This window comes from Agromyces allii (genome assembly GCF_009749385.1).
Classification (GTDB): domain Bacteria; phylum Actinomycetota; class Actinomycetes; order Actinomycetales; family Microbacteriaceae; genus Agromyces; species Agromyces allii.
In genome coordinates this window covers 349,073-373,439 of the sequence record NZ_WBIN01000003.1, presented here as the reverse complement: position 1 = coordinate 373,439, position 24,367 = coordinate 349,073, and the positions used below count along the sequence as shown (strand labels likewise).

The 24,367-nt window shown below is 73.4% G+C and carries 17 protein-coding genes; 2 read left to right on the top strand and 15 right to left on the bottom strand.

Translation table 11 applies throughout. The features are described from left to right. The 8 genes from GQR16_RS06350 to GQR16_RS06315 all read right to left on the bottom strand — a co-directional run. Positions 1-551, bottom strand: a 551-nt coding sequence (locus tag GQR16_RS06350; RefSeq protein WP_246200576.1) for a DUF5684 domain-containing protein, incomplete at its 3' end; no start/stop codon positions are given. After that, entirely contained in the window at positions 548-3,181 is a 2,634-nt protein-coding gene (locus tag GQR16_RS06345; RefSeq protein WP_157414283.1) for a transglutaminase domain-containing protein, read from the bottom strand. The genes GQR16_RS06350 and GQR16_RS06345, both read right to left, overlap by 4 nt. Continuing rightward, complete coding sequence (locus tag GQR16_RS06340) at positions 3,178-4,566, bottom strand: DUF58 domain-containing protein (RefSeq protein ID WP_157414282.1); 1,389 nt, start codon at positions 4,564-4,566, stop codon at positions 3,178-3,180. Before GQR16_RS06340 ends, GQR16_RS06345 begins: the two co-directional genes overlap by 4 nt. Beyond that, positions 4,563-5,528 (bottom strand): AAA family ATPase, encoded by a 966-nt coding sequence (locus GQR16_RS06335; protein WP_157414281.1) that lies wholly within the window; start codon positions 5,526-5,528, stop codon positions 4,563-4,565. Before GQR16_RS06335 ends, GQR16_RS06340 begins: the two co-directional genes overlap by 4 nt. A gap of 84 nt (positions 5,529-5,612) precedes the next feature. Then, positions 5,613-11,666 carry an Ig-like domain-containing protein gene (locus GQR16_RS06330; protein WP_157414280.1) on the bottom strand — a complete coding sequence of 2,018 codons (6,054 nt, stop codon included), beginning with the start codon at positions 11,664-11,666 and terminating at the stop codon, positions 5,613-5,615. Next, positions 11,663-12,802, bottom strand: a complete 1,140-nt coding sequence (locus GQR16_RS06325) for a serine/threonine-protein kinase (RefSeq protein WP_157414279.1) — start codon at positions 12,800-12,802, stop codon at positions 11,663-11,665. Before GQR16_RS06325 ends, GQR16_RS06330 begins: the two co-directional genes overlap by 4 nt. A 167-nt stretch (positions 12,803-12,969) precedes the next feature. After that, positions 12,970-13,338, bottom strand: a complete 369-nt coding sequence (locus GQR16_RS06320) for a hypothetical protein (RefSeq protein WP_157414278.1) — start codon at positions 13,336-13,338, stop codon at positions 12,970-12,972. Positions 13,339-13,497: 159 nt separating this feature from the next. Continuing rightward, positions 13,498-15,180, bottom strand: coding sequence for a cation:proton antiporter (locus GQR16_RS06315; protein WP_157414277.1), 1,683 nt, complete (start codon positions 15,178-15,180; stop codon positions 13,498-13,500). Positions 15,181-15,294: 114 nt separating this feature from the next. Here GQR16_RS06315 and GQR16_RS06310 point away from each other — a divergent pair, with 114 nt between their 5' ends. Beyond that, on the top strand, positions 15,295-15,882 hold the full coding sequence (locus GQR16_RS06310) for a GNAT family N-acetyltransferase (protein ID WP_157414276.1): 588 nt from the start codon (positions 15,295-15,297) through the stop codon (positions 15,880-15,882). Between the two features lie 10 nt (positions 15,883-15,892). Here the strand turns inward: GQR16_RS06310 and GQR16_RS06305 are convergent, their stop codons facing one another. The 3 genes from GQR16_RS06305 to hemB form a co-directional block, all read right to left on the bottom strand. Further along, positions 15,893-17,041, bottom strand: a complete 1,149-nt coding sequence (locus tag GQR16_RS06305) for a DUF4232 domain-containing protein (protein WP_170298428.1) — start codon at positions 17,039-17,041, stop codon at positions 15,893-15,895. 164 nt (positions 17,042-17,205) lie between these two features. Then, positions 17,206-18,549, bottom strand: coding sequence for a glutamate-1-semialdehyde 2,1-aminomutase (gene hemL / locus GQR16_RS06300; RefSeq protein ID WP_157414274.1), 1,344 nt, complete (start codon positions 18,547-18,549; stop codon positions 17,206-17,208). After that, complete coding sequence (gene hemB / locus GQR16_RS06295) at positions 18,546-19,544, bottom strand: porphobilinogen synthase (protein ID WP_211373453.1); 999 nt, start codon at positions 19,542-19,544, stop codon at positions 18,546-18,548. The genes hemL and hemB overlap by 4 nt, the downstream gene beginning before the upstream one ends. A gap of 102 nt (positions 19,545-19,646) precedes the next feature. On the opposite strand from hemB, the gene GQR16_RS06290 reads away from it, so the two are divergent. After that, positions 19,647-20,537 carry an SDR family NAD(P)-dependent oxidoreductase gene (locus GQR16_RS06290; protein WP_157414273.1) on the top strand — a complete coding sequence of 297 codons (891 nt, stop codon included), beginning with the start codon at positions 19,647-19,649 and terminating at the stop codon, positions 20,535-20,537. 54 nt (positions 20,538-20,591) lie between these two features. Here GQR16_RS06290 and GQR16_RS06285 read toward each other — a convergent pair whose 3' ends face one another. The 4 genes from GQR16_RS06285 to hemQ all read right to left on the bottom strand — a co-directional run bounded on the left by GQR16_RS06285 (position 20,592) and on the right by hemQ (position 24,347). After that, positions 20,592-21,404 carry a uroporphyrinogen-III synthase gene (locus GQR16_RS06285; RefSeq protein ID WP_246200575.1) on the bottom strand — a complete coding sequence of 271 codons (813 nt, stop codon included), beginning with the start codon at positions 21,402-21,404 and terminating at the stop codon, positions 20,592-20,594. After that, entirely contained in the window at positions 21,401-22,357 is a 957-nt protein-coding gene (gene hemC / locus GQR16_RS06280) for a hydroxymethylbilane synthase (RefSeq protein ID WP_157414272.1), read from the bottom strand. Before hemC ends, GQR16_RS06285 begins: the two co-directional genes overlap by 4 nt. Further along, a complete protein-coding gene (locus tag GQR16_RS06275; protein ID WP_157414322.1) occupies positions 22,354-23,508 on the bottom strand; it encodes a ferrochelatase in 1,155 nt (384 codons plus the stop codon). The genes hemC and GQR16_RS06275 overlap by 4 nt, the downstream gene beginning before the upstream one ends. Before the next feature lie 101 nt (positions 23,509-23,609). Continuing rightward, a complete protein-coding gene (gene hemQ / locus GQR16_RS06270) occupies positions 23,610-24,347 on the bottom strand; it encodes a hydrogen peroxide-dependent heme synthase (protein ID WP_157414271.1) in 738 nt (245 codons plus the stop codon). Positions 24,348-24,367 lie beyond the last annotated feature (20 nt).

Here is a 24,367-nt window from a genome sequence, read left to right as displayed (position 1 = left end):
GGGGCGGCGAGCGCGCCGAGATCCGACGATCCGGGCGCGCCAGGGCCGGCAGGGCCGCCGGGAGCCGGCCACCCGGCCGTGACGGCGGCCAGCGCCGCCTCGCGCGGGGCGCCGGGAGCCACGGGCGGGATCGTGCCCGTCGAGGCGCCGCGCACCGGCATCCGCCCGCGCTCGGGATCGGGCGACGGCCCGACCGCGAGCACCGTCGCCCAGACCGGGGGCAGCAGCACGCCGAGCACGGTCGTGCCGACGCCGCGCCAGTACTGCCCGCTGATGCGGTGCAGCGCGAGGATCTGGAAGAACAGGCCGGCGACCTGCACGATCGGCACCACGAGCAGCAGGGCGAGCCACGGGTTCTGGCCGCCGAGGCGGAACACCTGCATCTGGCTGTACACGGGCACCCAGGCCGACCACGGGGCCAGCCCGGCGTGCGCGAACACCTTCGCGAGCATCACGGAGTACCAGACGTAGACGCCGGCGCCGATCGCGAACGAGACGGCGAACATCGTCAGGGTGACGGCGGCGAGCTGCTGGGCATCTGCTGGGGTCATCGGGCGGGCTCCTCGAGTGCGGCGCTGGCTGGGGTGAGGCTGATCGGGGCGGTGCGGGCGGAGTCCGGCCGGCCGGGCATGGCGGTCCTGACGAGCGAGGCGAACGAGAGCCTGGCCGACAGGCGGCCCTTGAGGCCCGCACCGGCTGCGAGCTCGGCCCGCTCGGCGTCGACGATCGCCCACGCGGCGTCCGCGTCGTCGGATCGGGGCGGGTCTCCGGCGAACACGGCTCGCTCGACCATACCGGCGAGTTCGGTCGCGGCGCGGCGGCCTGCGGCCCGAGCCGTGCCGGCACGGGTGCCGAGTTCGGCCGAGACCACGCCGTGGTCGGCGTACAGGTCGACCAGGTCGTCCCATGCGCCGACGATGCGCACCTCAGGATCGGCCTCGCGCCGCCGACGGCGCGAGCGCACTCCCTTCGCGGCGAGCAGCACGAGCACGGGCAGCAGCAGGAGCGCGAGCGCCGAGACGCCGAGCGCGGTCCACCGCACCCAGCCCGCGAGCGCGAGCGGGGCCGCCGCGTCGTCGCCGGCGGGAGCGGCGTCGGCGTCGCTCGACTCGCTCTGCGCCGACGGCGGGTCGATGGTCGCCGTCTCGGGGCGGTCGGGCGTCGTCGGGTGCTCGGGCAGCTGCTCGCCCTGGCGGATCAGGCTGGGCGCGACCTCGAACTGCGGGGTCGCGTCGATCGGCGTCCAGACGGCGGATGCCGCGGCGCCGGCGCCCGACGAACCCGCGACCTCGGTCCAGACCGTGAGGGCCCCGCCCGTGCAGACGTCGGCGCAGGCCGCGACGCCGGGCACGGCTTCGGCGCCGTCGAGGCGGAAGCCGAGCACCACGCGCGACTCGTAGCCGAGCGCCCGGGCGAGCAGCGCGACCGCGACCGCGAACTGCTCGTCGTCGCCGACGCCCGCGACGAGGGCGGCATCGGATGCCTCGGGGCCGGCGAGCCGCTGCTGGTCGACGAGCTGCGTGAACAGCGCCTCGATGCGCGCCTTCGAGTGGCCGGAGTAGCTCGGGATGAACGTGTAGCCGCCGCCGAGGCCGGCGATCCATCCGGCGGCGTCGGGGCCGTCGACGGCCGCGTGGCTGAGATAGCCGCGGTCGCGCAGGCGACGCACGAGCTCGAGGAATCCGGCCGAGCTGTCGGGCTGCTCCTGGAGCTCGATCCACGCGGCGAGCGCCGGGTAGTCCTCGGCGTCGAGCAGCGGCGTCGCGCCCGGCTCGTCGAGGTCGGCCTCCCGGTCGGGCGCCGCGACGAGGCGGTACTCGTCGCCGGCCGCGAGCCCGCGGGTCGCCGACGACGCCGGCGCAGCGGCATCCGTCGCCGAAGCTCCCGCGGTCGCCGCCTCGTCCGAGGCGCCGCCGGTTGCCGCCGAGCGCACCGCGGCGATGTCGATCGAGGTCGCCCCGTCGCCCGAGCGGTGGAACCCGTCGTCGAGCACGGCGGCCCGGTCGCCCGTGAAGTCGGGCGCGGCGCGCAGGCCCTGCGGCGCGGGCACCCAGATGCCGGCGTACCCGGGCTCGACCGAGACCGAGAACTCGACGTCGCCGGGCGCGCGAACGGCGGCGCGCGGCAGTCGGCTGAAGCGCGAGGCGGCAGCGTCGGCGGCCCCCTCGCCGGCACCCACGTGGAACGTCTCGCCGTCGTAGGTGTCGAGGGTCGCCAGGCGCAGGCGCTCGACCCCGGTCGTGTCGCCGTCGAGCGAGAGCCACGGCTCGTCGACCCGGTCGCCGGCGAAGGCCGCCCGATAGCTCGCGAGCGGCGTCGAGGTCTGCCGCAGCACGACCTCGGGGTCGATGCGGTCGCGCAACGCCTCGCGCTGCGCGAAGCCCGCCGCGGCCGGCGTCACCGCGGCGCCCACGACGAGCGCGACGAGCACCAGCGCGGTCGCGAGCGAGCGACGACGGAACGCCGACCAGCCGGTCAGGCTCGATCGCTGCACGGTGTCGGCCGAGGCCCGGCGCAGCGCGACCGCGCGGATCGACCGCGAACGCAGCAGCAGCCAGGCGAGCGCGGCGACGAGTCCGCCGACCGCGACCACGAGCTCGCGGGGTGCGGGCACCGCCACCGGTCCGACCACGAGCGGATCGCCGAGGGCGCTCGACCCGAATGCCAACCCGAAGCCCGACATGCCGAGCCCCACGACGACCGCGAACGGCGACGCCTTGCGGTCGGGAACGACGAGCATGGCCGCCACGAGCGTGCCCACGAGCATGACGAGCAGGAACGGCACGAGCACGGCCTGGTACTCGCCGAGCGGCAGCGCGAGCGTGAGCAGCTGCTTCCAGCCGACGACGACGCCCACGAACCCGTCGCGGATGCCGGCGAGCCAGACTCCCGGCGCCCCGATGGCGCTCGGGATCGCGACCGGCACGACGATCAACGCGAACACCACGGCCGTCGCGGGAACGAGCAGCAGGGCGCGCGCGACTCCGCCGACCGGCAGTCGGCGTGCCGCCCACGCCAGCCCGAGGCCGGCGAGCATGCCGACCGCGGCGACCACCGGCATCCGCAGCGATTCGTACACGGGCCAGGCCGCGACGGTCGCGAGCAGCCCCGCGACGACGACGTAGGCGATGCCGAGCACGTCGCGTGCGCGGGACGCGGCGCCCGACTGCGGCGCGCTCATCGCACGGCTCCGCGGGCGAGCAGCTGGGCGAGGTCGTCGAGGCGCCCCAGCGTGAGCACGGTGAGCTCGCGGGAGTGCCGGGCCGTGGGCTCGGCCTCGGGGTCGACGCGCACCGCCACCACGGTGATGCCGGGCGGCAGCGTGATCGCCGCACGCCGGAGGCGCTCGAGCGTCACGAGCGACCCCGTCACGAGGAACGCGATCGAGAGGTCGCCGAACGACTGCGCGACGAGCGTCGCCACCGATTCGAGGCGGATGACGCGAGCACCCGCCCCCGCTGCCGACCCGCCCTGCAGCGCCGAGACGCCGTCGAGGAGTGCGCGCGGCGTCACCGTCGGGAGCGAGCGCATCGCCTGCACGGCTCCGCGGTCGGCGGTGTCGAGCTCGGAGCTGACGCCGACGAGCACGTCGCGGCCCTCGCGCACGCCCTGCACGCCGAGCGAGGCGGCGGCGCTCACGGCCGTCTCGAACTCGTCGTCGTCGGAGTAGCCGTCGAGGTCGAGGTCGAGCAGCACCGCGATGCGGGCGTGCCTGGACTCCTCGTACTGGCGCACCATGAGCTTCCCGGTGCGGGCCGTGGACTTCCAGTGCACGTGCCGCTGCGAGTCGCCGGGAACGTACTCGCGCACCGCGTGGAACGACAGGTCGGCGTCGACGAGCGCGGTCGACGGCGCCCCCTCGAGGTCGCGGATGAGCCCGGCGCTCGACGGCGGCAGCGCCACCGTCACGGGGTGCACGTGCACGCGCTGCACCTCGGGCCAGCGCATCTCGCGCCGCAGAACCCGAAGGGGGTCGCCGCGCGAGACGGTCATCGGGCCGACGTCGATGACGCCGCGACGCTGCGCGGCGATGACGAGCCGCTCCTCGTGGTGCGCGCCGCCGCGCAGCAGCGGGATGTGCGCCTCGATGAGCCCACGGCCCACCGGGATGTCGACCACGCTCGGCATCGACGGCCGCGAGCCGCGGTTGACGAGGTCGAGCGTGCCCTGGATCTCGGACCCCGCGACGACCCGGTCGCGATCGAGGTCGAGCCGCACCCGGTAGTCGTGCGCCCCGAGCAGGAACGGCACGCAGACGAGCAGCAGGCTCGCCGACATCGCCGCGACCACCCACGCCTCGAACCACCCGAACGCCGCTCCCGCCGCCGTGCCGCCGATCGCGATCGCGACGAGCAGCAGCCCAGCGGGCGACACGGTCTCGCGCACCCAGTTCCGGGCGCCGACGAGCACGCCGACCGCCGAGCGCACGCCGCGGCGCGCCTGTGCGATGCCCGAGGCGACGCGGCCACGGCGCGTGTGCGCGAGCCTCGTGACGGTGTGGCCACGGGTCGAGGTGACCGTGTCGGTCGTCGCGGGTTCGCGGAGGAGCGGGCTGGACTCGGTCACGCCACCCCGTTCTCCCGGGGAGCGACCACGTCGAGCAGGATCTGGTTGACGACGGCGACCGCCGTGACGCCGTCGAACTCGGCCTCGGGCTCGAGCACGAGGCGGTGTGAGAGCGCGGCGACGGCGAGGCTGCGCACGTCGTCGGGGGTCGCATAGGTGCGGCCGGCCGCGGCCGCCCAGGTCATGGCGAGCTTCGAGAGCGCGATCGCCCCGCGCACGCTGACGCCGAGGCGCACCTCGCTCGCGCGACGCGTCGCGTCGACGATGCGCATGATGTAGTCCGACACGATCGGGTTGACGTAGACGCTGCGCGAGAGCTCGGTCATCGCGACGATCGTGTCGGTGCCGACGATCGCCTCGAGCTTCGGCTTGGGCGCGCCGACGGCCTGGAGGATGCGCATGGTCGAGGCCTCGTCGGGGTAGCCGATCGACGTCTTGATCGAGAAGCGGTCGAGCTGCGCCTCCGGCAGCCGGTAGGTGCCGCCCTGCTCGATCGGGTTCTGCGTGGCGATCACGAGGAACGGGTTGCCGACCGGGCGCGTGACGCCGTCGATCGTGACGTTGCCCTCCTCCATGACCTCGAGCAGCGCCGACTGCGTCTTGGGGCTCGCGCGGTTGATCTCGTCGGCGAGCACGACGTTCGCGAACACGGGCCCCGCGTGGAACTCGAACCGCCCGGCTTTCTGGTCGTAGACGGTGATGCCGGTGATGTCGCCCGGCAGCAGGTCGGGCGTGAACTGCACGCGCGACGAGGTGCCGTGGATCGTCTCGGCGATGGCACGCGCGAGCGCCGTCTTGCCGGTGCCCGGCGCGTCTTCGAGCAGCACGTGCCCGCCGCTCACGGCCGTCGCGAGCACGAGTTCGACGACGTGGCGCTTGCCGAGCACGGCCTGCTCGACGTTGTCGGCGATGAGCGAGAACGTCTCGGCGAACCAGGCGGCTTGCTCGGGTGCGATCGTCACGGTCGGTGGTCCTCTCGGGGGCGGTGCTGGGGAGTCTTCAGGGGGTTCGGTGATTCGAGGGCGGGCGGATGCCGCGGGCGGGCGTCACGGCCCTGTCGGCGGGTCCGTCGGGGTGCCGGTCGGCGGGTCCGTCGGCTCGGGCGGCGGACAGAGCTCCGCCGTCCGTGGAATGGGCGCGAGGTCGTCGAACTCCCCGGTGAACACGAGGTCGTAGGTGACGGCGAGCGGTGCGGCAACGGGGTCGGGCACCGTCCAGTTGCGGATCACCGCGGAGCCCGCAGCCGCCGCCGACACGCTCGCGCCGACCTCGAAGAGCGTGACGGCCGCAGTGTCGGCCGGAGCCGCGAGGCATCCAGTCGCGAAGGAGACCGAGACCGGTGCGGGCGCCGTCACCGCCGCGACGGGCAGCTCGTTCGAGCAGTAGGAGCGGCCGCGGTCGTAGCACTGCCTGACGTACACCCGGCCCGGATGGGCCCACTCGCCCACGGCCGCCGAGAAGTCGGTGGTCCAGCCGGTGAGGTCCGACCGGTACTCGACGCGGAAGTCCTCGAGCGGGGTCATGGTCGGTGCGGTGAGCGCGTAGCTGAAGGCGTCGCCGCCGCCGGACGGGGTCGGTGAGACGACGTAGCTCGGTTCGCCGGCGGGGGCGTCGACCATCGTGTAGAGGAACACGTCGGCCGTGCCGGACGCCACGACGCCGTACCCGTTCGAGGCGCACGCCTTGACCCGGTACTGCTTGTACTGCGCGAGCCCCGAGATCGCCGTCGACGACGACACGACCGCCGATCGCGCGTCGTAGGCGAGCGCACCGTCGCCGTCGGCCCAGCACTGCGGCTCGCCGCCGTCGCGCCATGCGAAGTACACGGTCTCGGTCGGCCGCTTGCTGTGGTTCGAGACGCCGCCGGTGCCGATGCCGTCGATCGAGAGCGACGTGTTCGTCGTCGCCGTGGCCCCGATGCGGTTCGGGTCGAACGACGGGGCGCCGGCCACGGTGACGGGCTTCGCGACCACGCCGCCCTCGTTGCCGCCTCGCCCGGTCGGGGGCTCGAAGATGCTGGCGGGCACGAGCGTGATCGTCTGGGGCCCGGGGCGGAGCACGAGGTCGGCCGTCGTCGTTGCGCCGCGTCGCTCGATGACCTGGCCGGTCTCCTGCACGCGGAAGGAGCGCGCATCGGCGTCGGCCGTGATGCGCACCTCGGCGACACCCGTCGACGGCGAGGTGGTTCCCGACCGGTAGACGGGGTCGATCGAGACGTCGGCGATGACCGGGGCCCGATAGCTCCAGGTCGTCACCGGGCTCGTGGTCGTCGAGGTGCCGACGCTGTTCACCGCTCGCGCCGCGAACACATGGCGTTCACCGGGCACGAGGTTCGAGACGCGGCACCACCAGGTGCCCGGTGCGCTCGGCCCGCACTCGGCCGCGACCGAGCGCCCGCCCTCGAGGATCTCGATGCCCGAGATCGCCGGGTGCGCGCGCATCGCCTCGCCGAGCGACACTTCGAGGGTCACGCTGGACTCGGAGTAGTCGGCGGTCGAGATCGAGGCGGGCGGCTGCGGGAGGCCGAGCAGGTCGACCGTCACGCGGCCCGTTCCGGGGCGCCCTTGGGCGTCGGCGACCGTGAACGGCACCACGCACTCGCCGCCGAAGGCGTTCTGCCCCGACGGCCAGGTGACGGTGACCGACCGGTCGTCGGCGACGCGCACCGCGGCGACCTGGCAGTTCGCCGCGCCGGAGGCCAGGCTCGTGAGCTTCAGGCCCGAGCCGGTCTTGCCGGCGAACGGGTCGTACTCGCCCGAGACCCCGACGACCTGCACGGTGCACGAGGCGCCCTGGCCCACCGAGCACTGGGCGCCGAACACGGCGCCGCGGGGCGCATCGGCGGGCGCCTGGCCGACGACCAGCGTGATCGCCGACGTGAGGCCGCCGAACGCGCCGACGCCCACGGTCACCGTCTCGCGGGTGCCCGGTCTGGCATCCGCGCGGGCCTCGAACGTGACGGTGTCGCCGGCCTGCGTCACGAGGAACGCCCCGCCCGCGAAGTCGACCGTGTAGTCGAGCCGTGAACGGTCGCCCTCGCGCCCGCCCTCCCAGGTCGTCATCTCGTCGTAGAGGCGCACCGTCTCGGTCGCGCCGGGCGCCACCGTCCGGCTCACGGCCGACAGGATCGCCTGAGGGTCCTTCGGCACGATCGCGATCGGCACGCCGACCCACGACCACGCGGACTGGCCGGCGAGCCGGACCGGCACGAGGCAGACGTCGCTCCAGGGTGCTTCGCGACCGGCGGAGTACTCGGCGCCGCCGCCCGCGACCGAGGCGCAGGAGGCCACGGCCCGCTGCACGCGATAGCCGCCCGGGTCGACCTCGACCCGTTCGCCGCCGGGCAGGTCGAGGAGGTCTCGCACGTCGAACGCGACCTTCTGCTCCTCCTTGACCTCGAGCGGCTCGATGCCGGCGCGCACCTGCACGCGCAGGTCGTCGCTCGCGGGCACCACGAGGAATCCGAAGGCCTCGACCTCGCGCCCGGCGCGGTCGGCGCCGTGCACGCGGAACGGTACGAGCCCCCCGTCGTCGGGGAGCGGCCCGATGATGCGGTGGCCCGCCACCCGGAAGCCGTCGGTCGACGCGGCAGCACCGCCCGATCCGCCCGTGCGGCCGGATGCGCCTGCGCCGCTCCAGAGCTCGACCTCGAGCGCGTCGAGGTCGCCGGAGGCCCACACGACGTGCCCGGCGACCACGTCGAGCCCCTGCTCGGGCAGGTCGCCGCGCGAGCGGGCGGTCACGACGGTGTCGGACACGAGGGGCGCGTCGGGCGACTCGGCCTCGGTCACACTGACGACGACGAGGCCCTCGGCCGTGCTCGAGGTGCGCGCCGACTTCACGGTGTAGCGGTACGAGTTCGTGCCGGCGACGTCGCCGGGGTGCAGCACGACGCGGTCGTCGGCGAGCGAGGTGCTCGCGTCGACGAGGGCCGCGAGCCGGTCGTACTCGGTGCTGCCCTCCGGTGCGTTCGGCACGAGGCTCACGAGCTCCAGCTCGCCCTGCGCGGGGTCGAGGTCGTTGCCGGTCGGCTGCACGGTCACGGGCGAACCCGCGCCCTGCTGCACGCGCACGTAGTCGCTGAACGTCACCGGCGCGGCATCCGTCACCGCGGCCGTGAGCACGCCGACGCGCACCGAACCCGTGCCGACCGCGCCCGACGCGTCGCGCACCGTGTACTCGAAGGCGGGCTGCGACGTGCCGGTGCCCGCGGCCGGCGCGGTGTAGACGATCGCGTCGCCCTCGGCCGAGATCGTCGCGATGCCGAGCGATGCCTCGGGCTGGGTGACGGTCGTGAGCACCGTGCGGTCGCCGTCGGGGTCCATGCCGGTCGAGGGCACCGGGATGCGCACGCTCTGCCCGCTGAGCACCCGCGCGACGAGCGGGTGCGGCTGGGGCTCGCGGTTGGCGCCTTCGGGCAGCACGGTCACGGTGACCGTCGAGTGGTCGAGGCGGTCGGGGGCCTGTTCGAGACCGACCGCGTACCCGAGCTCGTAGGTTCCGGGCTTCGAGGGCGCGAGGTAGCGCACCTGGTCGTCGGCCGCGAACGCGAGCTCGCCGTCGGCGCCCGAGGAGGTCACCTCGGCGTGCACGACGAGCCGTTCGGCGCGGGGGCTGACGTCGTTCGCCGTGACGGGGATCGAGATGAGCTCGCCGACGCGCATCGTCACGGTGTCGGGCATCGCGATCGGGCTGAGGCCGACCGACGGCGACACGAGGAACACGCTGAGGTCGCCGATCGCGGTCGCGCCCGCACCGTCGGCGATGCTCACGCGCGCCCGGCCGACGAGCCCTGGCTGCCCGTCGCGGGTCGTGCCCGTGGCCCGCACCTGCGACTGGGCGACGACGGCCACGTCGAGCTCGGGGGTCGTCGAGACCGCGCTCGTGACCACGAGCACGCGGCCGCTCGTGTTCTGGGCGGCGCCGAGCACGTCGACCATCGCGTCTTCGCCGACGCGCACGAACGCGGTCATCGGCGCGAGGGCGAGCGGGGCGCCGGGCGCGGCGACCGTCACGCGGATCGTCGCGGTCTGCTCGGCGCGGGTCACGACGTCCTGCACCGTGAACGTCGCGAGGTAGGCACCCGGCTCGCCTGCGCTCAGCTCGACCTCGCCGCCCGCGGAGTTCGGCACGACGGTGAGGCCGCTGCTCGCGGCGGTCGCGGTGGGCACGGCGTCGAGCAGTCGCATCGACCCCGAGCCGCCGCTGACGTGGTCGGCGATGCGCACGATCGCCGTCTCGCCGGCGCCGGCGGTGACGGCGACCGGCGAGACCTCGAGGGCCGCGGTCGAGCTGACGCGCACGTCGAGCGTGGCTTCGGCCTCGGCGCCGAACGCGTCGACGACGGTGACGCGCACCTGCACCTTCTCGGTCGCGGCGTTCGGGTCGGTGTGGCGGATCGCCACGCGTCCGTCGGACATCGGCACGACCGAAACCGGCGCAGCGGGGTCGACGGGCTGCGCGTCGGCGAGCACGAACGGGTCGCCCTCGGGGTCGACCCACCCGTTCAGCACCGAGACGAGCGCCGTGCCGCCCGGCATGAGCTGCGGGGTCGGCCAGCGCTGCGCGCACGCGTCGACGCCGCACCAGACGGGCGCCGTGTTCACGTCGTCGGGCACCACGTTCATCGTCACGGCCACGGGCGCCGAACTCGCCGACCCGTCGGTCGCGGCGTAGTCGAAGGTCGTCGATCCGGATGTCGCGCGCACCCGCACGGCGGGTGTCTGGTCGTTCGCGGTGAGCACGAGGTCGCCGAATGCGGGGTCGGCGAGCCCGCCCGCGATCGAGGCCGGATCGACCGTGAGCACGTCTTTCGAGTTCGGATCGTGGTCGTTCAGGAGCACGGGCAGCTCGACCTGGGCGCCGGCGCGCACGCCGAACCGGTCGGCGACGGCGACGGGCGGTTCCTGCCTGGCGAGGTCCTCGACCTCCTCGGTGCCGACGCGGTCCTCGATGTCGTCGTCGAGGGACCACTGCTCGAGCGGCACGAGGCGGCCGTCGGGCACGGTCCAGACGAGGCCCGACGTGGTCTCGTTGAGCACGGCGCGGTCGCCGTTGCCGCGCAGCACGGGGGTGACGGCCTGCGGTCCGTCGCCGGTCGGCTCGCCTGCGGGCAGGTCGAGCGGCACGAGCTGCTGCGACGCGCTGGTCCAGATGCCGCCCCCGTCGAGCGAGAGCCAGGCCGCGGCGATCGCTCCGTCGACGACGATCGGGCGTGCGGGGGTTCCGGTCGCGTCGACGATGCGTTCGGCCGCTGCGCCGTCGAGCGGCTGCTCGACGAGTCCGGTCGAGTCGGCGATGACGACGGATGCCGCGGCGCCGGCGCCCTGCTGCAGTTCGGCGTCGGCTTCGACGTCGAGTTCGACGGGATCGGCGAGCCCCGAGATCCAGGCGCGCCCCTCGGCGGCGTCCAGCATGATCCACCGGTCGCCGACGAAGGTCAGCTGGAGGCGGGCGTCGGCGGCGGGCGCGTCGGCGATCGCGACCTCGTCGCCCGTGAACCGGCCGGTCGTCGCGTCGTGCACGCGTACGGCGGATTCGCGATCCGAGTACAGGGCGACGAGCCCCTCGGGCGAGAGGCCGATCGCGGTGGCCGCGTAGGTCTCGTCGTCGTCGCCCTCGCTGCGCCGCGCGGCGTAGGGGTCGACGGGTGCGGTGTCGCCGTCGACACGGCCGACCTGCACGGTTCCGGTGTCGGTGCGGTAGGCGATCCAGTCGCCGGCGGCGAGGACCTCGCGCGTGCCGGTGGGCGTCGGCACCGATCCGCCGCCGTCCTCGGCGACGAGGTCGACGGGGTTCGTCTCGTCGACGGGCCAGCGCTGCCGGAGCCCCTGGTTGTAGACGGATGCCGCGGCGCCGACCTGCACGATCGTGCTCGGGTCGTCGACGTCGCGCACGAGGTCGATCTCGGCGAGGTCGGTGTTCACGCGCGCGTACTGCCCGGTGTCGCGGGTCACCCAGACGGAGGTCTCGAGTCTGGGCACCTCCTGCGCCTCGTAGCCGTTCGCGGTGACCGCGAGCGTCACGACGGTCGCGACCGCGGCCACGGCGGCGACCGAGGCGATGACCGCCCCGCGACGCGCGGGGCGACGCGCCGTCACAGCGCGCCCGTGGCGAACAGGGCCGCGGCTGCGGCGGCGAGCACCGCCAGTGCGGAGCCGACGCCGATCGCGACGGGCTTCAGCCAGCCGCTGCGTGCTCGTGCGGGTGCGAGTCCGCCGGCGTCGACCACGCGGCCGGCGGGTCGGGCCGTCGCGACCGCGGCCGCGCGACCTGCGCGGCGCGAGTCGGGGTCGACCGTCGTGACGACGGGCCCGCGGCGCGAGGCATCCGAGAAGTCGATGGGGGCCGCGGCCGCCCACTCGGGCGAGGCGACCTCGAGGCTGGTGGGCGAGACGCCGAGCTCGTACTGGGCCCAGCGCAGCTGCTCGCCGAACTCGGCCATCGACCGGTAGCGACGGGCGGGGTCGCGCTGCATGGCGGCCGACAGCACCGTGTCGATGCGCGACGGCACTCCGCGTGGAGCGAGCGGCGTGTACTTCGCGCCGAGCACGCGTCGCGAGAGCTGGTCGACGGTGTTGCGGCTGCGGTCGGCGACCTCGAACGGGCTGTGGCCGGCGAGGAGCGTGTAGAGCGTCGCGCCGAGGCTCCAGACCTCGGTCGCGACGGTGCCGTTCGTGCGTTCGCCGAGCACTTCGGGTGCGCTCCACGGCACCGACATGGCGAGCGTGTCGCTCGTGCCGTCGTCGCTGATGGAGCCGGCGATGCCGAAGTCGGCGAGCACGGGCGCGCCGAGCGAGTTGACGAGCAGGTTCGAGGGCTTGATGTCGCGGTGCAGCAGGCCAGAGCGGTGCGCGGTCTCGAGGGCGCCGGCCATGCGCACGCCGATGTCGAGCACCTCGCCCGCCGGCATCGGTCCGCGCTTCACCCGCGCGCCGAGCGACTCGGGGCAGTACTCCATGACGAGGTACGGCCGCCCGTCGGAGGCGATCGAGGCCTGGTGGATCGTCACGATCGACGGGTGCGCGCTGAGTCGGGCCATGGCATCGGCCTCGAGCGTGAACGTGCGTCGGGCCTCGGGGTCGATGACGTCGGCGAGCAGCACCTTGACGGCGGTGACGCGGCGCGGCAGGTCTTGTTCGTAGAGGAACACGTCGGCGAATCCGCCGGTGCCGAGCGGGCGCACGTAGTTGTAACCGGCCAGCACGGGTGGTGTTGACGGCAGACGTTTCGGCACGACCTGTCCCCTTCTGCCGGCGTACGTCGACGCACCGGCAGACCGGTCGTTCGTCTCGAGTCATCGGATGCGCCGACTGGGCGGTCGCGGCATCCGCCGATCATCCTAAGCGGAGCCCGCTCTCCGGCCGAATCCGTGACTCGGCACGAGGCGTGCCGGGTGCCCGGCTATTCGGCGTCGCCGGGCGTCTCGCCGAGCTTCAGCCGGTCGATGAGCGTTGCGGCGTGGTTCGTGCTGAGGATGAGGCGGGCGAACTCGCCGGCCGCGAGCTCGAGCACGACGGCCTGGCGCTTGCCCTTGACGACGACGAAGTCGAGCCCGCCGTGGTACTTCCAGGCGCCGACGGCGACGACGAGCGGCACGACGCTGCCGCGCGTGCGGATGCCCCGGATCCAGACCCAGGGGTCGTCGGTGATCGTGGCCGAACGGATGTCGTCGCGCTGCACCACGATGTCGGCGGAGCGCAGCGAGAGCGACTTCTCGGCCGGCGTGAGGTGAACCTCGATGCGGTCGGGGTGCACTCGGAGCTGGGCCATGCCTTCCATCCTGCCCGAGTCCGCCGACACGGGGGCGGTCGACGCTCCACAAGGCGGTAACGGTTTCGCGCCGGTTTCCTCCAGTAACCGTTGATCTCGGTTACCGGCCCGCGAGGGCTGCGCGACGGTCGAGCGGATGCCACGGCATCCGTCGGGCCGTCAGTCGGCCGTCTTGGCGCGCATCTCGAGCGCGATCTGCGCCGCGTCGAGGTTCGCCAGTTCGTCGGCGAGCACGTCGGCGTCGAACGTGCCGTTGTCTCGGGCGTCGAGGAGCGCCGCCCGCTGCGCGGCGATCACCTCGAGCCGGTATCTCCGCTCGGCGAGGAACGCCTCGTCTCGCGGCTGGTCGGCGGACGGCGTCGGCCGCTCGAACTGCTCCGCGCTGTCGCGCAGGATCTGCATCAGCCCCGTGTGCTCCGCCTGCATCTCCGCTCGCCGCTCGGCAGGGTCGGCCTTCGGCGCGATGCGCTGCACGAGCGGCCCGATCGTGCCGCCCTGCACCAGCAGCGAGAGCACCGCCACGGCGAACGCCACGAACACGAGCAACGGGCGTTGGGGCGTCTCGACGGGCAGCGTCTGCGCCGCAGCGACGGTCACGGCGCCCCGCATGCCCGCCCACACCACGATCACGCCCTCGCGCCAGCCGAGCGGCTGCCTCCGGAAGTACTCGATGTCGCCGAGGGACTGGGTGACCCGGCGCCGGAACCGGTCGAGGTCCCGACTGGTCGTGCGCCCCCGCCCCCGCCGCCCCCGCTGGCCTCCGCGCTCGAGGATCTCCTGCTCGCCCTCCGGCGTGGCCAGCTTCTCCTGCAGGCCCTCGAGTCTGGGCTGCATCGCCGCCGATCGGCGATGTCGGCGCCCGAGGCTCCTGAGCAGCGGCGCGACGTAGGCGGCCCGCACCAGGATCGTGATGGCGAGCGCTCCGGCAGCGACGAGCACTGCGGGGAGCACACCGGCATGGTCGCGCTGCAGGTCGGCGACGATCCCCTGGATCTGCAGGCCCATCGTCAGGAAGACCACTCCCTCGAGCACGAGCTCGACCGTGCGCCAGTTCTGCGAATCCGACAGGCGGTTCTGCGGCGACAACTCGCGTGGCGCCCGGATTCCGGTGACGAGCCCGGCGACCACCGCCGCGACCAGGCCCGAGGCCTCGAGGAGTTCAGCGGGCACCGACGCGATGAACGGCACCGTGAACGAGAGCACGGTGTTGACCGCAGGATTCGTGACCCGGCGACGCACGGCCAGGTTCAACCAGCCGACCAGTCCGCCGATCGCGGCGGCGACGGCGACGGAGTAGAGGAACGTCCCGGCCGCACCCCAGAACGAGAACGACGCCGCCACCGCCACGATCGCGGTGCGCAGTACGACGAGGGCGCTCGCGTCGTTGAGCAGGCTCTCGCCGTCGAGCATCGACACGACGCGCTTCGAGACCGGCGTCTGCTTGATGATCGAGGTCGCGACCGCATCCGTCGGGCTGATGATCGCGCCGAGCGCGACGCCCCAGGCGAACCCCAGATCGGGGATGACGAGCATGAAGAACACGCCGAGCACCAGCGAGCTCGCGATCACGAGCAGCACCGAGAGTCCGCTGATGGCTCCGAACTCGCGCCGGAAGTTCATCGTCGGCATCGAGACCGCCGACGAGTAGAGCAGCAGCGGCAGCACGCCCTGGAGGATCAGCTCGGGGTCGATCTCGATCGACTCGAACATGGGCAGGAAGCTCGCGCCGATGCCGACCGCGACGAGCACCAGCGGCGATGCGATGCCGAGGCGCGGGCCGAGCAGGGTCGCGCCCGCGATCACCACGAAGGCGATCACGCCCAGGATGATCAGTTCGTCCACGCGTCCAGCCTGTCAGCAAGCCAGGGTCAGGGCGAGCACCACGGCGGCCGTGCCGGCCTTGTCAGGAGTCGGAGGCAGTCGGCAGACTGGCGGCACCGAGGCGAGGAGACAGCCGTGACCGATGAGCACGTGATCAAGCCGCTCACCCCCGAGACCTTCCCGGCCTGGCTGGCGCTCGCGCAGAAGCACAACGGGGTCTGGGGCGGGTGCTACTGCTCGTACTTCCACGACGACACGGAGCACACCGCCAAAGACGAGGTCGACCGGCCGACGTTCAAGCAGCGACTCGTGGCGGAGGGCGTCGCGCATGCCGCCCTCGTCTTCGACGGCGACGACGCGATCGCGTGGTGCGAGTACGGCAGTCCGGTCGAACTGCCGAACATCTACCACCGCAAGCAGTACGACGCCGGCGAGACCTCCCCGGCACCGTGGCGCATCACCTGCTTCTTCGTCGACCGCGACCACCGACGGTCCGGTGTCGCACGAGAGGCGCTCGATGGCGCGCTCGAGCTCATCGCGCAGGCCGGTGGAGGCGAGGTCGTCTCGTTCCCCAACGAGCTCGTCCCGGGCAAGAAGACGTCGTCCTCGTTCCTCCACAACGGCACGAGGGCGATGTTCGAGAAGGCGGGATTCACGTTCGAGCGCCACATCGGCAAGAGCAAGACCGTGATGCGCAAGACGGTCCTCGCGGCTCAGGACTGACGGTCGAACCTCAGGGCGTCGGCGCGTCGGCCCCCGGCAGCGCCCAAGCCGTGACCTCCACTCGCGAACCCTCGATCACATCGCTCTGGATGGGCTTGGAACCGCGGGTCTCGCCCGCGAGCGCGGCGACCCAGACCGTCCGCGCCACCAGTGCGCCCTGCGTCGGGTTGGCGTCCCACCCGACGTAGGCGACCGCCGAGCCTCCTGCGGGAATCTCGACGCGCATCGGTCCCGGGTCGGCGGCCATGAACGAGCTGCCAGGCGCGATCGTGGCGTCGAGCAGGTGGTCGTTCTGGTCGGCGAACGCGATGTCGGGGTAGCCCTCCACGACACATGGCTCCTCCGAGAAGTTCATCAGCTCGAATCGGAGTGCACGATGACCCGTCGCTCCGTCGACGTCGCCGACGAGCACCATGGCACGCTCGGGCGTGCAGCCGTCTTCGCCCGTCACCCCGTCGCCATCGACCCGTTCGGGCACCGGGTCGCCCTCAGCGTCCCGATCGGGTCGCGCCGCGCCATCGACCGGAGCGGGCTCGCTCGCCAGCTCCTCCGCACGCAACTGCGCCTGGGTCGCCTCGCCGCCGAGCACCTGCGCGGCACCGAGCAGCACCAGGCTCGCGAGGGCGATCGCTGCGACGACCACCGGCGCACCGCGTCGCACGACGGCCGGTTCGTCTGCCTGGGATGCCTCCGCCACGGCGTCCCGTCGCTCCAGGCGCACGGCCACGAGCGCGGGAATCCACCCGTACAGCAGGCCCCAGTAGGCGCCGACCGCGGCGCGCGAGCCCAGGTCGAGCGCCCACATCGCCCAGCCGTTCGTGACGAGGCTGCCGAACACGAGCACGGCGTCGATCGTCAGCCCGGCCACCCCACCCGCGGCCACCGTGGCCAACCATGTCGCGGCGAACGGCGCCCGCACGGGCACGATCCGCAGGATCGCGGCATGCACGAGGGCCACGGCCACGGCGCCGGCGATCGGCAGCAGGGCCGGCCACGGCGGCGCCCACGACCAGAGGTACGGCGTCACCCCCGCGGGCAGCACGGCCTGCTGCACGCGCGAGAAGGGCGTCAGCGAGACGCCCGCCGCGAGCACCACGACGAGGAGCCACAGCCCGCCGACCGTGGCGCTGACCACCCAGGCCGACTTCGACCCGCGCACGTCAGTTGCCGCCCTGATCGCGTCGGCGCAGGGACGTCGCGATCGCATGCGTCGTTCTGACTCGCAGAGCCCTCATCGGGGCGTTCATGGATGCAGGCACAGGCAGAAGACTAGACGCCGCCGCGTCGCGAGCGAGGTCGCGGTTCGGTCAGGCCACCCGACCGTCAGGCAGGGCGGGCGGATGCCGCGGCGCGCGCCGCTGCGGGCAGCGCAGCGACGATGCGGTCGATCGCCGCGTCGTCGTGAGCTGCCGTGACGAACCAGGCCTCGAACACGCTCGGCGGCAGCGAGACGCCCTGCTCGAGCATCGAGTGGAAGAACGGCGCGTACCGGTAGGCCTCCTGGCGCTGCACGGACGCGTAGTCTTGCGCACCCGTGCCGACGAACTTGTCGCCGAACACGAAGCTGAACAGGTTGCCCGCGGCCTGCACCGCGTGCGGCACGCCGGCGTTGTCGAGCGCGAGCGAGACCTCGCCCGCCACCCGAGCGGCCGCCGTGTTCAGGGTGCGGTAGACCTCGGCATCCGCTGCCCTGAGCGTGGCGACGCCCGCGGCGACCGCGACCGGATTGCCCGAGAGCGTGCCCGCCTGGTACACGGGGCCGAGCGGCGCGAGGTGGTCCATGACGTCGGCGCGACCGCCGAGCGCGGCGACCGGCATGCCGCCGCCGATGACCTTGCCGAACGTCAGGAGGTCGGGGGTGTACGCCGTCTCGCCCTGCTCGAGGCCCCACCATCCGGCCGCCGAGACGCGGAAGCCCGTGAGCACCTCGTCGCTGATCGCGAGCGCGCCGTGCGCGTGCGCGATCTCGACGAGCTCCGCGTTGAAGCGGTGCGAGGGCTGCACGACGCCCATGTTCGCCGCCGCCGCCTCGAAGATCACGGCCGCGATGCGGTCGCCGTGCTCGGCGAAGGCCGCGCGCACGGCGTCGAGGTCGTTGTAGGGCAGCACGAGCGTGAGCGCGGCGATGTCGGCGGGCACGCCCGCGGAACCCGGGAGGGCGAACGTCGCGAGGCCCGAACCGGCCTCGGCGAGCAGGCCGTCGGAGTGACCGTGGTAGTGGCCGGCGAACTTCACGAGCAGGTCGCGGCCGGTGAATCCGCGGGCGAGGCGGATGGCGCTCATGGTCGCCTCGGTTCCGGTGCTCACGAGTCGCAGCTTCTCGACGGGCGCGACCCGGGCCTCGACGAGCTCGGCGAGCTCGGTCTCGGCGGGCGTGGACGAGCCGAACGAGAGACCGCGGGCCGCGGCATCCGTCACCGCCTCGATCACACGGGGGTCGGCGTGCCCGAGGATCGCCGGACCCCAGCCCGCCACGAGGTCGACGTACTCGCGCCCTTCGACGTCGGTGACGTAGGCGCCCTTCGCCGACACGAGGAAGCGCGGCGTGCCGCCCACCGAGCGGAAGGCGCGCACAGGCGAGTTGACGCCGCCCGGGATCGCGGCCTGCGCACGGGCGAAGAACTCGGCGTTGGTCGTTGCACCGGTGGTCGTTGCAGTGGCGGTCATGCCAGGTCTCCCTTGCGGATCCATTCGGCCAGTTCGACGGCCCAGTAGGTGAGCACGGCGTCGGCGCCGGCGCGCTTGATGGAGCGGACCGACTCGATGACGGCGCGCTTGCGGTCGATCCAGCCGTGGGCCGCGGCGGCCTCGATCATCGCGTACTCCCCCGACACCTGGTACGCCCAGACGGGAACGTCGGATGCCGCGGCCACGTCGGCCAGCACGTCGAGATAGCTGCCCGCGGGCTTGACCATGACGATGTCGGCGCCCTCCTCGATGTCGAGCAGCGCCTCGCGCAACCCCTCACGACGGTTCCCCGGATCGAGCTGGTACGAACGGCGGTCGCCCTCGAGCGTCGACTCGACCGCGTCGCGGAACGGGCCGTAGAACGCCGATGCGTACTTCGCCGAGTACGCCATGAGCACGGTGTCGGTGTGCCCGCCCGCGTCGAGCGCGTCGCGCACCGCCGCGACCTGGCCGTCCATCATGCCCGAGAGGCCCAGCAGCTCGGAGCCCGCGCGGGCCTGCTCGAGCGCCATGGCGACGTACCGCTCGAGCGTGGCGTCGTTGTCGACGCGGCCGCGGTCGTCGAGCACGCCGCAGTGGCCGTGATCGGTGAACTCGTCGAGGCAGAGGTCGGTCTGCACCACGAGCGAGCCCGCAGCCGCCTCGACCGCGATGCGCGTCGCCACGTTCAGGATGCCGTCGGGATCGGTCGCACCCGACCCCCGGGCGTCGCGCACCTCTGGCACGCCGAACAGCATCACGCCGCCGACACCCGCGGCCGCGGCATCGGCCACCGCCTGCGGAAGACTCTCGAGCGTGTGCTGCACGACGCCCGGCATCGACGCGATCGGCAGCGGCGAGGTCGCGCCCTCGCGCACGAACATCGGCAGCACGAGCTCGGCCGGATCGAGGCGGGTCTCGGACACGAGGCGGCGCAGGGCCGGGGTCTCGCGGAGGCGCCGCGGGCGGATGCGGGGAACGGGCGTGGAAGTCACCCGAACAGCCTACGTCGCCGCGATTGCGAGGGTTCCGAGAGCACGTGATAGCTTCGCCCGCGCGAGTCGGGCGACGGATGCCGCGGCCGCAGGAGGACTCAGATGCACCGCTCCCCCACGGCCGCCCGACGCGCACGCCGTCCCCGCCTCGACCTCCGGGGCGCCGTCGCCGTCGTGACCGGTGCGGCCAGCGGCATGGGACTCGAGTCCGCACGGCTCCTGGCCGCCCGCGGCGCCCGCCTGGCGCTCGTCGACCGCAACGGCGACGCCCTCGAGACCCTCGCCGACGAGCTGCGCGCAGGCGCGGCATCCGAGCACCCGCAGGTCACGACCCACGTGGTCGACCTCTCCGATCTCGACGCGATCGCCGCCCTGCCCGCCGAGGTGCTCGCCGCGCACGGCCACGTCGACGTTCTGCTGAACTGCGCGGGCGTCTCGATGCTCGGCCGGTTCGAGCAGCTGACGCTCGAGGAGTTCCGCTGGGTCGTCGACATCAACCTCTGGGGCACGGTCGCGATGGTGCAGGCGTTCCTGCCGGCGCTGCGGGAGCGCCCGACCGCGCACATCGCGAACGTCGCGAGCCTCTACGCCCTCGGCGCCCCCGCCGGCCGCGTGCCCTACGTGACCTCGAAGTTCGCGGTGCGCGGGTTCACCGACGCCCTGCGGCACGAGCTCGAGGCGACGGATGTCTCGGTGTCGGCCGTGTACCCCGGCGGCGTGCAGACCGGCATCATCCACCATGCGCGCGTCGCGGCATCCGTGCCCTCGGATGTCGCCGCCCGCGCCGCGAGCGCGCAGTCGGCGCTGTACCGCACGACCGCCGCGCAGGCCGCCGAACGCATCGTCGAGGGCATCGAGCGCCGTCGTCCGCGCGTGTTCATCGGGCGCGACGCCCGGCTCACCGACCTCGTCACGCGCCTCGCGCCCGTCGGCTACTGGTCGGTCATGCGCGGCATCGTCGCCAAGGCGGGCGACACGTCGGCACCCGCCTGACGACCGCGGCCGGCCCCAGCGAGCTCGACCGCGACGTGCGAGTGGCTGGACCGCTCAGGCGTGCGCCGTGGCCGCCTCGACGACCGCTTCGATGAGGGACTCGGCGCTGCGCTCGCGGGCGACGACGTCGACCCGGAGGCCGAGCTCGGCGGCGTCGTGCCGGGTCTGCGGGCCGATGGCCGCGACGAGGATCGACTCGGGGATCGGGCCGAGCTGCTCCTGCACCTGTTCCGCGACACTGCCCGAGGTCACGAGCACGGCGTTGACTCGCCCGCCGCGCACGTCGTCGACGACCTTCTGCGCGACCGGCACGCCGACCGTGCGGTAGGCGACGACGGCCTCGACGGTGTGCCCGGCGTCGGAGAGGCCGATCGACAGCACCTGCTTGGCGATCGCCGAGCGCAGCGCGAGCACGCGGAGGCCCTTGGCGCCCCCGGTCGCGGCGTCCCACTCCTCGAGCAGGCCCTTGGCCGAGTTGTCTTCGGACGGGACGATGTCGGCCTGGTATCCGGCGGCCACGAGAGCGGCCGCGGTCGTCTCACCGACGGCGGCGACCCTCGTGGTCTCCGGAATGACGGCGTGGTACGACGACAGCACGTCGACGGTGGTGGCGCTCGTGATGGTCAGCCAGTCGAAGCCGCCGGCGGCGAGCTTCGCGAGTGCGGCCTCGAGCGCGGGGTGGTCGTCGGTCGGCGCGAAGTTGATGAGCGGGGCGATGATCGGGGTCGCGCCACGGGCCCGGAGCGCCCCGGCGACGCCGTCGCCCCACGGCCCGCCACGGGGCACGAGCACACGCCACCCGGCCAGCGGCTTTCCGCTGTGGGAGGGCAGCCCGATGGCCCCGGTGACGGGTTCGAATTCGGTCACGATACCTCCGGAGCAGCAGCAGCCAGTTCAGCGGCACCGTTGCCGAGGAGTTCTGCGACGGCGCGATCGGCGACATCGCGAGCCGCCTCCGCCAGATCGGCGGCCGAGCGACTCTCGGGGGTCGCGGCATGCGAGCTGGTGATGCGCCGGGCCCCGTCGGCACTGTACACGCTCGCGCTGAGGAACAGAAGTTCGTCCTCGAGGAACGCGGTGACGCCCACGGGCGCCGCGCATCCGGCCTCGAGGCCGGCCAGCACGAGGCGTTCGGCGAGTGCCATTGCGCGCGTGGAACGGTGGTCGACGGCTTCGAGCGCCAGCTCGAGCGAACGATCGCCGCGTTCGCGGCGCACCTCGATCGCGAGCGCACCCTGGGCTGCGGCCGTGGGCCACTCGTCGAGCGAGAGCAGTTCGGTCGCGGCGTCGGAGCGCCCGAGGCGGCCGAGGCCGGCGGCGGCGAGCAGAACGGCGTCGAGCTCGCCGGACTCGACCTTGCCGAGTCGCGTGTCGACGTTGCCCCGGATGTCGAGCACCTCGAGGTCGGGGCGAACGGCGAGCAGCTGCGCGATGCGGCGCGGCGAGCCGGTGCCGACCCGGGCGCCCTGCGGCAGCTCGGCGAGCGTGAGCCCGTCGCGCGCGCAGAGGGCGTCGCGGGCGTCGGCGCGCTTGGGCACCGCGCCGAGGCGGAGCCCGTCGTGCTCGGCGGTCGGCAGGTCCTTCATGGAGTGCACGACGACGTCGCACCGGTCGGCGAGCAGCGCGTCGCGCAGGGCCGTGACGAAGACGCCGGTGCCGCCGAGCGAGGCGAGCGAAGCACGCGAGGTGTCGCCCTCGGTCGTGACGGGCACGAGCTCGATCTCGGCCTTGGCGGCCGTGCCGAGTCGTTCGGCGATCTGCTTCGTCTGGGCCATCGCGAGGGCGCTCGCCCGGGTGCCGACCCGGATCACGCCGCTCATGGTGCGATCCCCGCGAGGGCCGGGCGGAATCCGAGGCGCACGTTCTCGCAGCAGCCGGGGCGGCAGACGTCGTACCAGGGGCCGAGCTCGGTGACGGCCGGGCGCTCGGCGACCGGGGTGCCGTTGACGCGCTCGAGCACGAGGTCGACGAGGCCGGCGACGTAGGCGGGATGCGTGCCGGGCGTCGGAACGCGGACGGCCGCGAGTCCATGCTCGCCCGCGGTCTCGAGCGCCTCGTTGTCGAGGTCCCACAGCACTTCCATGTGGTCGCTCACGAAGCCGAGCGGCACGATCACGACCGCCTTGCGGCCGAGGGCCGGAAGTTCGGCGATCGCGTCGTTGATGTCGGGCTCGAGCCACGGCATCGAGGGCGGGCCGGAGCGGGACTGGTACACGAGCTGCCACGGCACGTCGGTCGCGCCGGCGTCGCGCATGACGACCTCGGCGACGGCCCGGTGCTGGGCCGCGTACGCGCCGCCCTCGCCGAAGCCGCGCTCGGCGGGGCCGGACTTCGCAGCATCCGTCGACGGAATCGAGTGCGTCGCGAACAGCACCTCGATGTCGCCCCTGGCGAGCTCGGGGTCGCTCGCGAGCAGGCCCGCGATGCCGTCGCGGACGCCCTCGGTGAACGGCGTGACGAAGCCGGGGTGGTCGAAGAACTGGCGCACCTTGTCGATCTCGATGACGTCGCCGAGCTGCGTGTCCTCGAGGGCGTCGGCGAAGTCCTCGCGGTACTGGCGGCAGCTCGAGTACGAGCTGTACGCGCTCGTCGCGATCGCGATGAGCTTCGAGTACCCGGCGGTCTTCGCCTCGCCGAGCGCGTCGTTGAGGTAGGGGTCCCAGTTGCGGTTGCCCCACAGCACGGGCAGGTCGATGCCGCGGCTCGCGAGCTCGGCCTCGAGCGCGGCCTTCAGCACCCGGTTCTGCTCGTTGATGGGGCTGATGCCGCCGAAGTGCCGGTAGTGGTGCGCGACCTCTTCGAGGCGCTCGTCGGGGATGCCGCGCCCGCTCGTGACGTTGCGGAGGAACGGGATCACGTCGTCTTGACCCTCGGGCCCGCCGAAGCCGGCCAGGAGGATCGCGTCGTAGGCGACGGGTTCGGTCACGTGCTCCGCACCGCTCCGGGCTGCGGGAGTCGCGCCGGGCACCATCGCACCGGCCGCGCAGGGGGCGGATGTCGCGGGCGACGGCTTGCGGCCGCGGGTCGCGCCCGCGGCATCCGCACCGGTCGAACCGAGGTTGACGGCGGCCACTACTGCAGCACCTCCACGAGTTCGGCGGTCGAGATGCGTCGGCCGGTGTAGAACGGCACCTCTTCGCGCACGTGGCGGCGCGCATCGGTGGCGCGCAGGTCGCGCATGAGGTCGACCAGGTCGGTGAGCTCGTCGGCCTCGAGGGGCAGCAGCCACTCGTAGTCTCCGAGCGCGAACGAGGAGACTGTGTTCGCGATGACGCCCTTGAATGCGGCACCCTTGCGGCCGTGCTCGGCGAGCATGCGCCCGCGCTCGGCCGGGTCGAGCAGGTACCACTCGTAGCTGCGCACGAACGGGTAGACCGTGAGCCAGTCCTTCGGCTCGATGCCGCGCAGGAACCCGGGCACGTGCGCCTTGTTGAACTCCGCGTCGCGGTGCACGCCCATGGCGTTCCACGTCGGCAGCAGCGCACGCAGCAGCCGTGAGCGGCGCAGTTCGCGCAGCGCCCACTGCAGCCCCTCGGCGGTGTCGCCGTGCAGCCACAGCATGACGTCGGCGTCGGCGCGGAGGCCGGAGACGTCGTAGATGCCGCGAACGGTGACGCCCTCCTCTTCGACGAGGGCGATCGTGCCGTCGAGTTCGGCGACGAAGCGCGGAACGTCGTGGCCGTCGAGGTCGTCGGGGCGTGCGGGATCGCGGCGGAGCACCGCGAACACCGTGTAACCCGCAGGAGACTGCTCGGCGTCGGATTCGGTCTGGAGCGCGTCGGCTGCCGCTTCGGCAGCGGGGGATGACATGGTCCTAGTCTCCCCCTTTC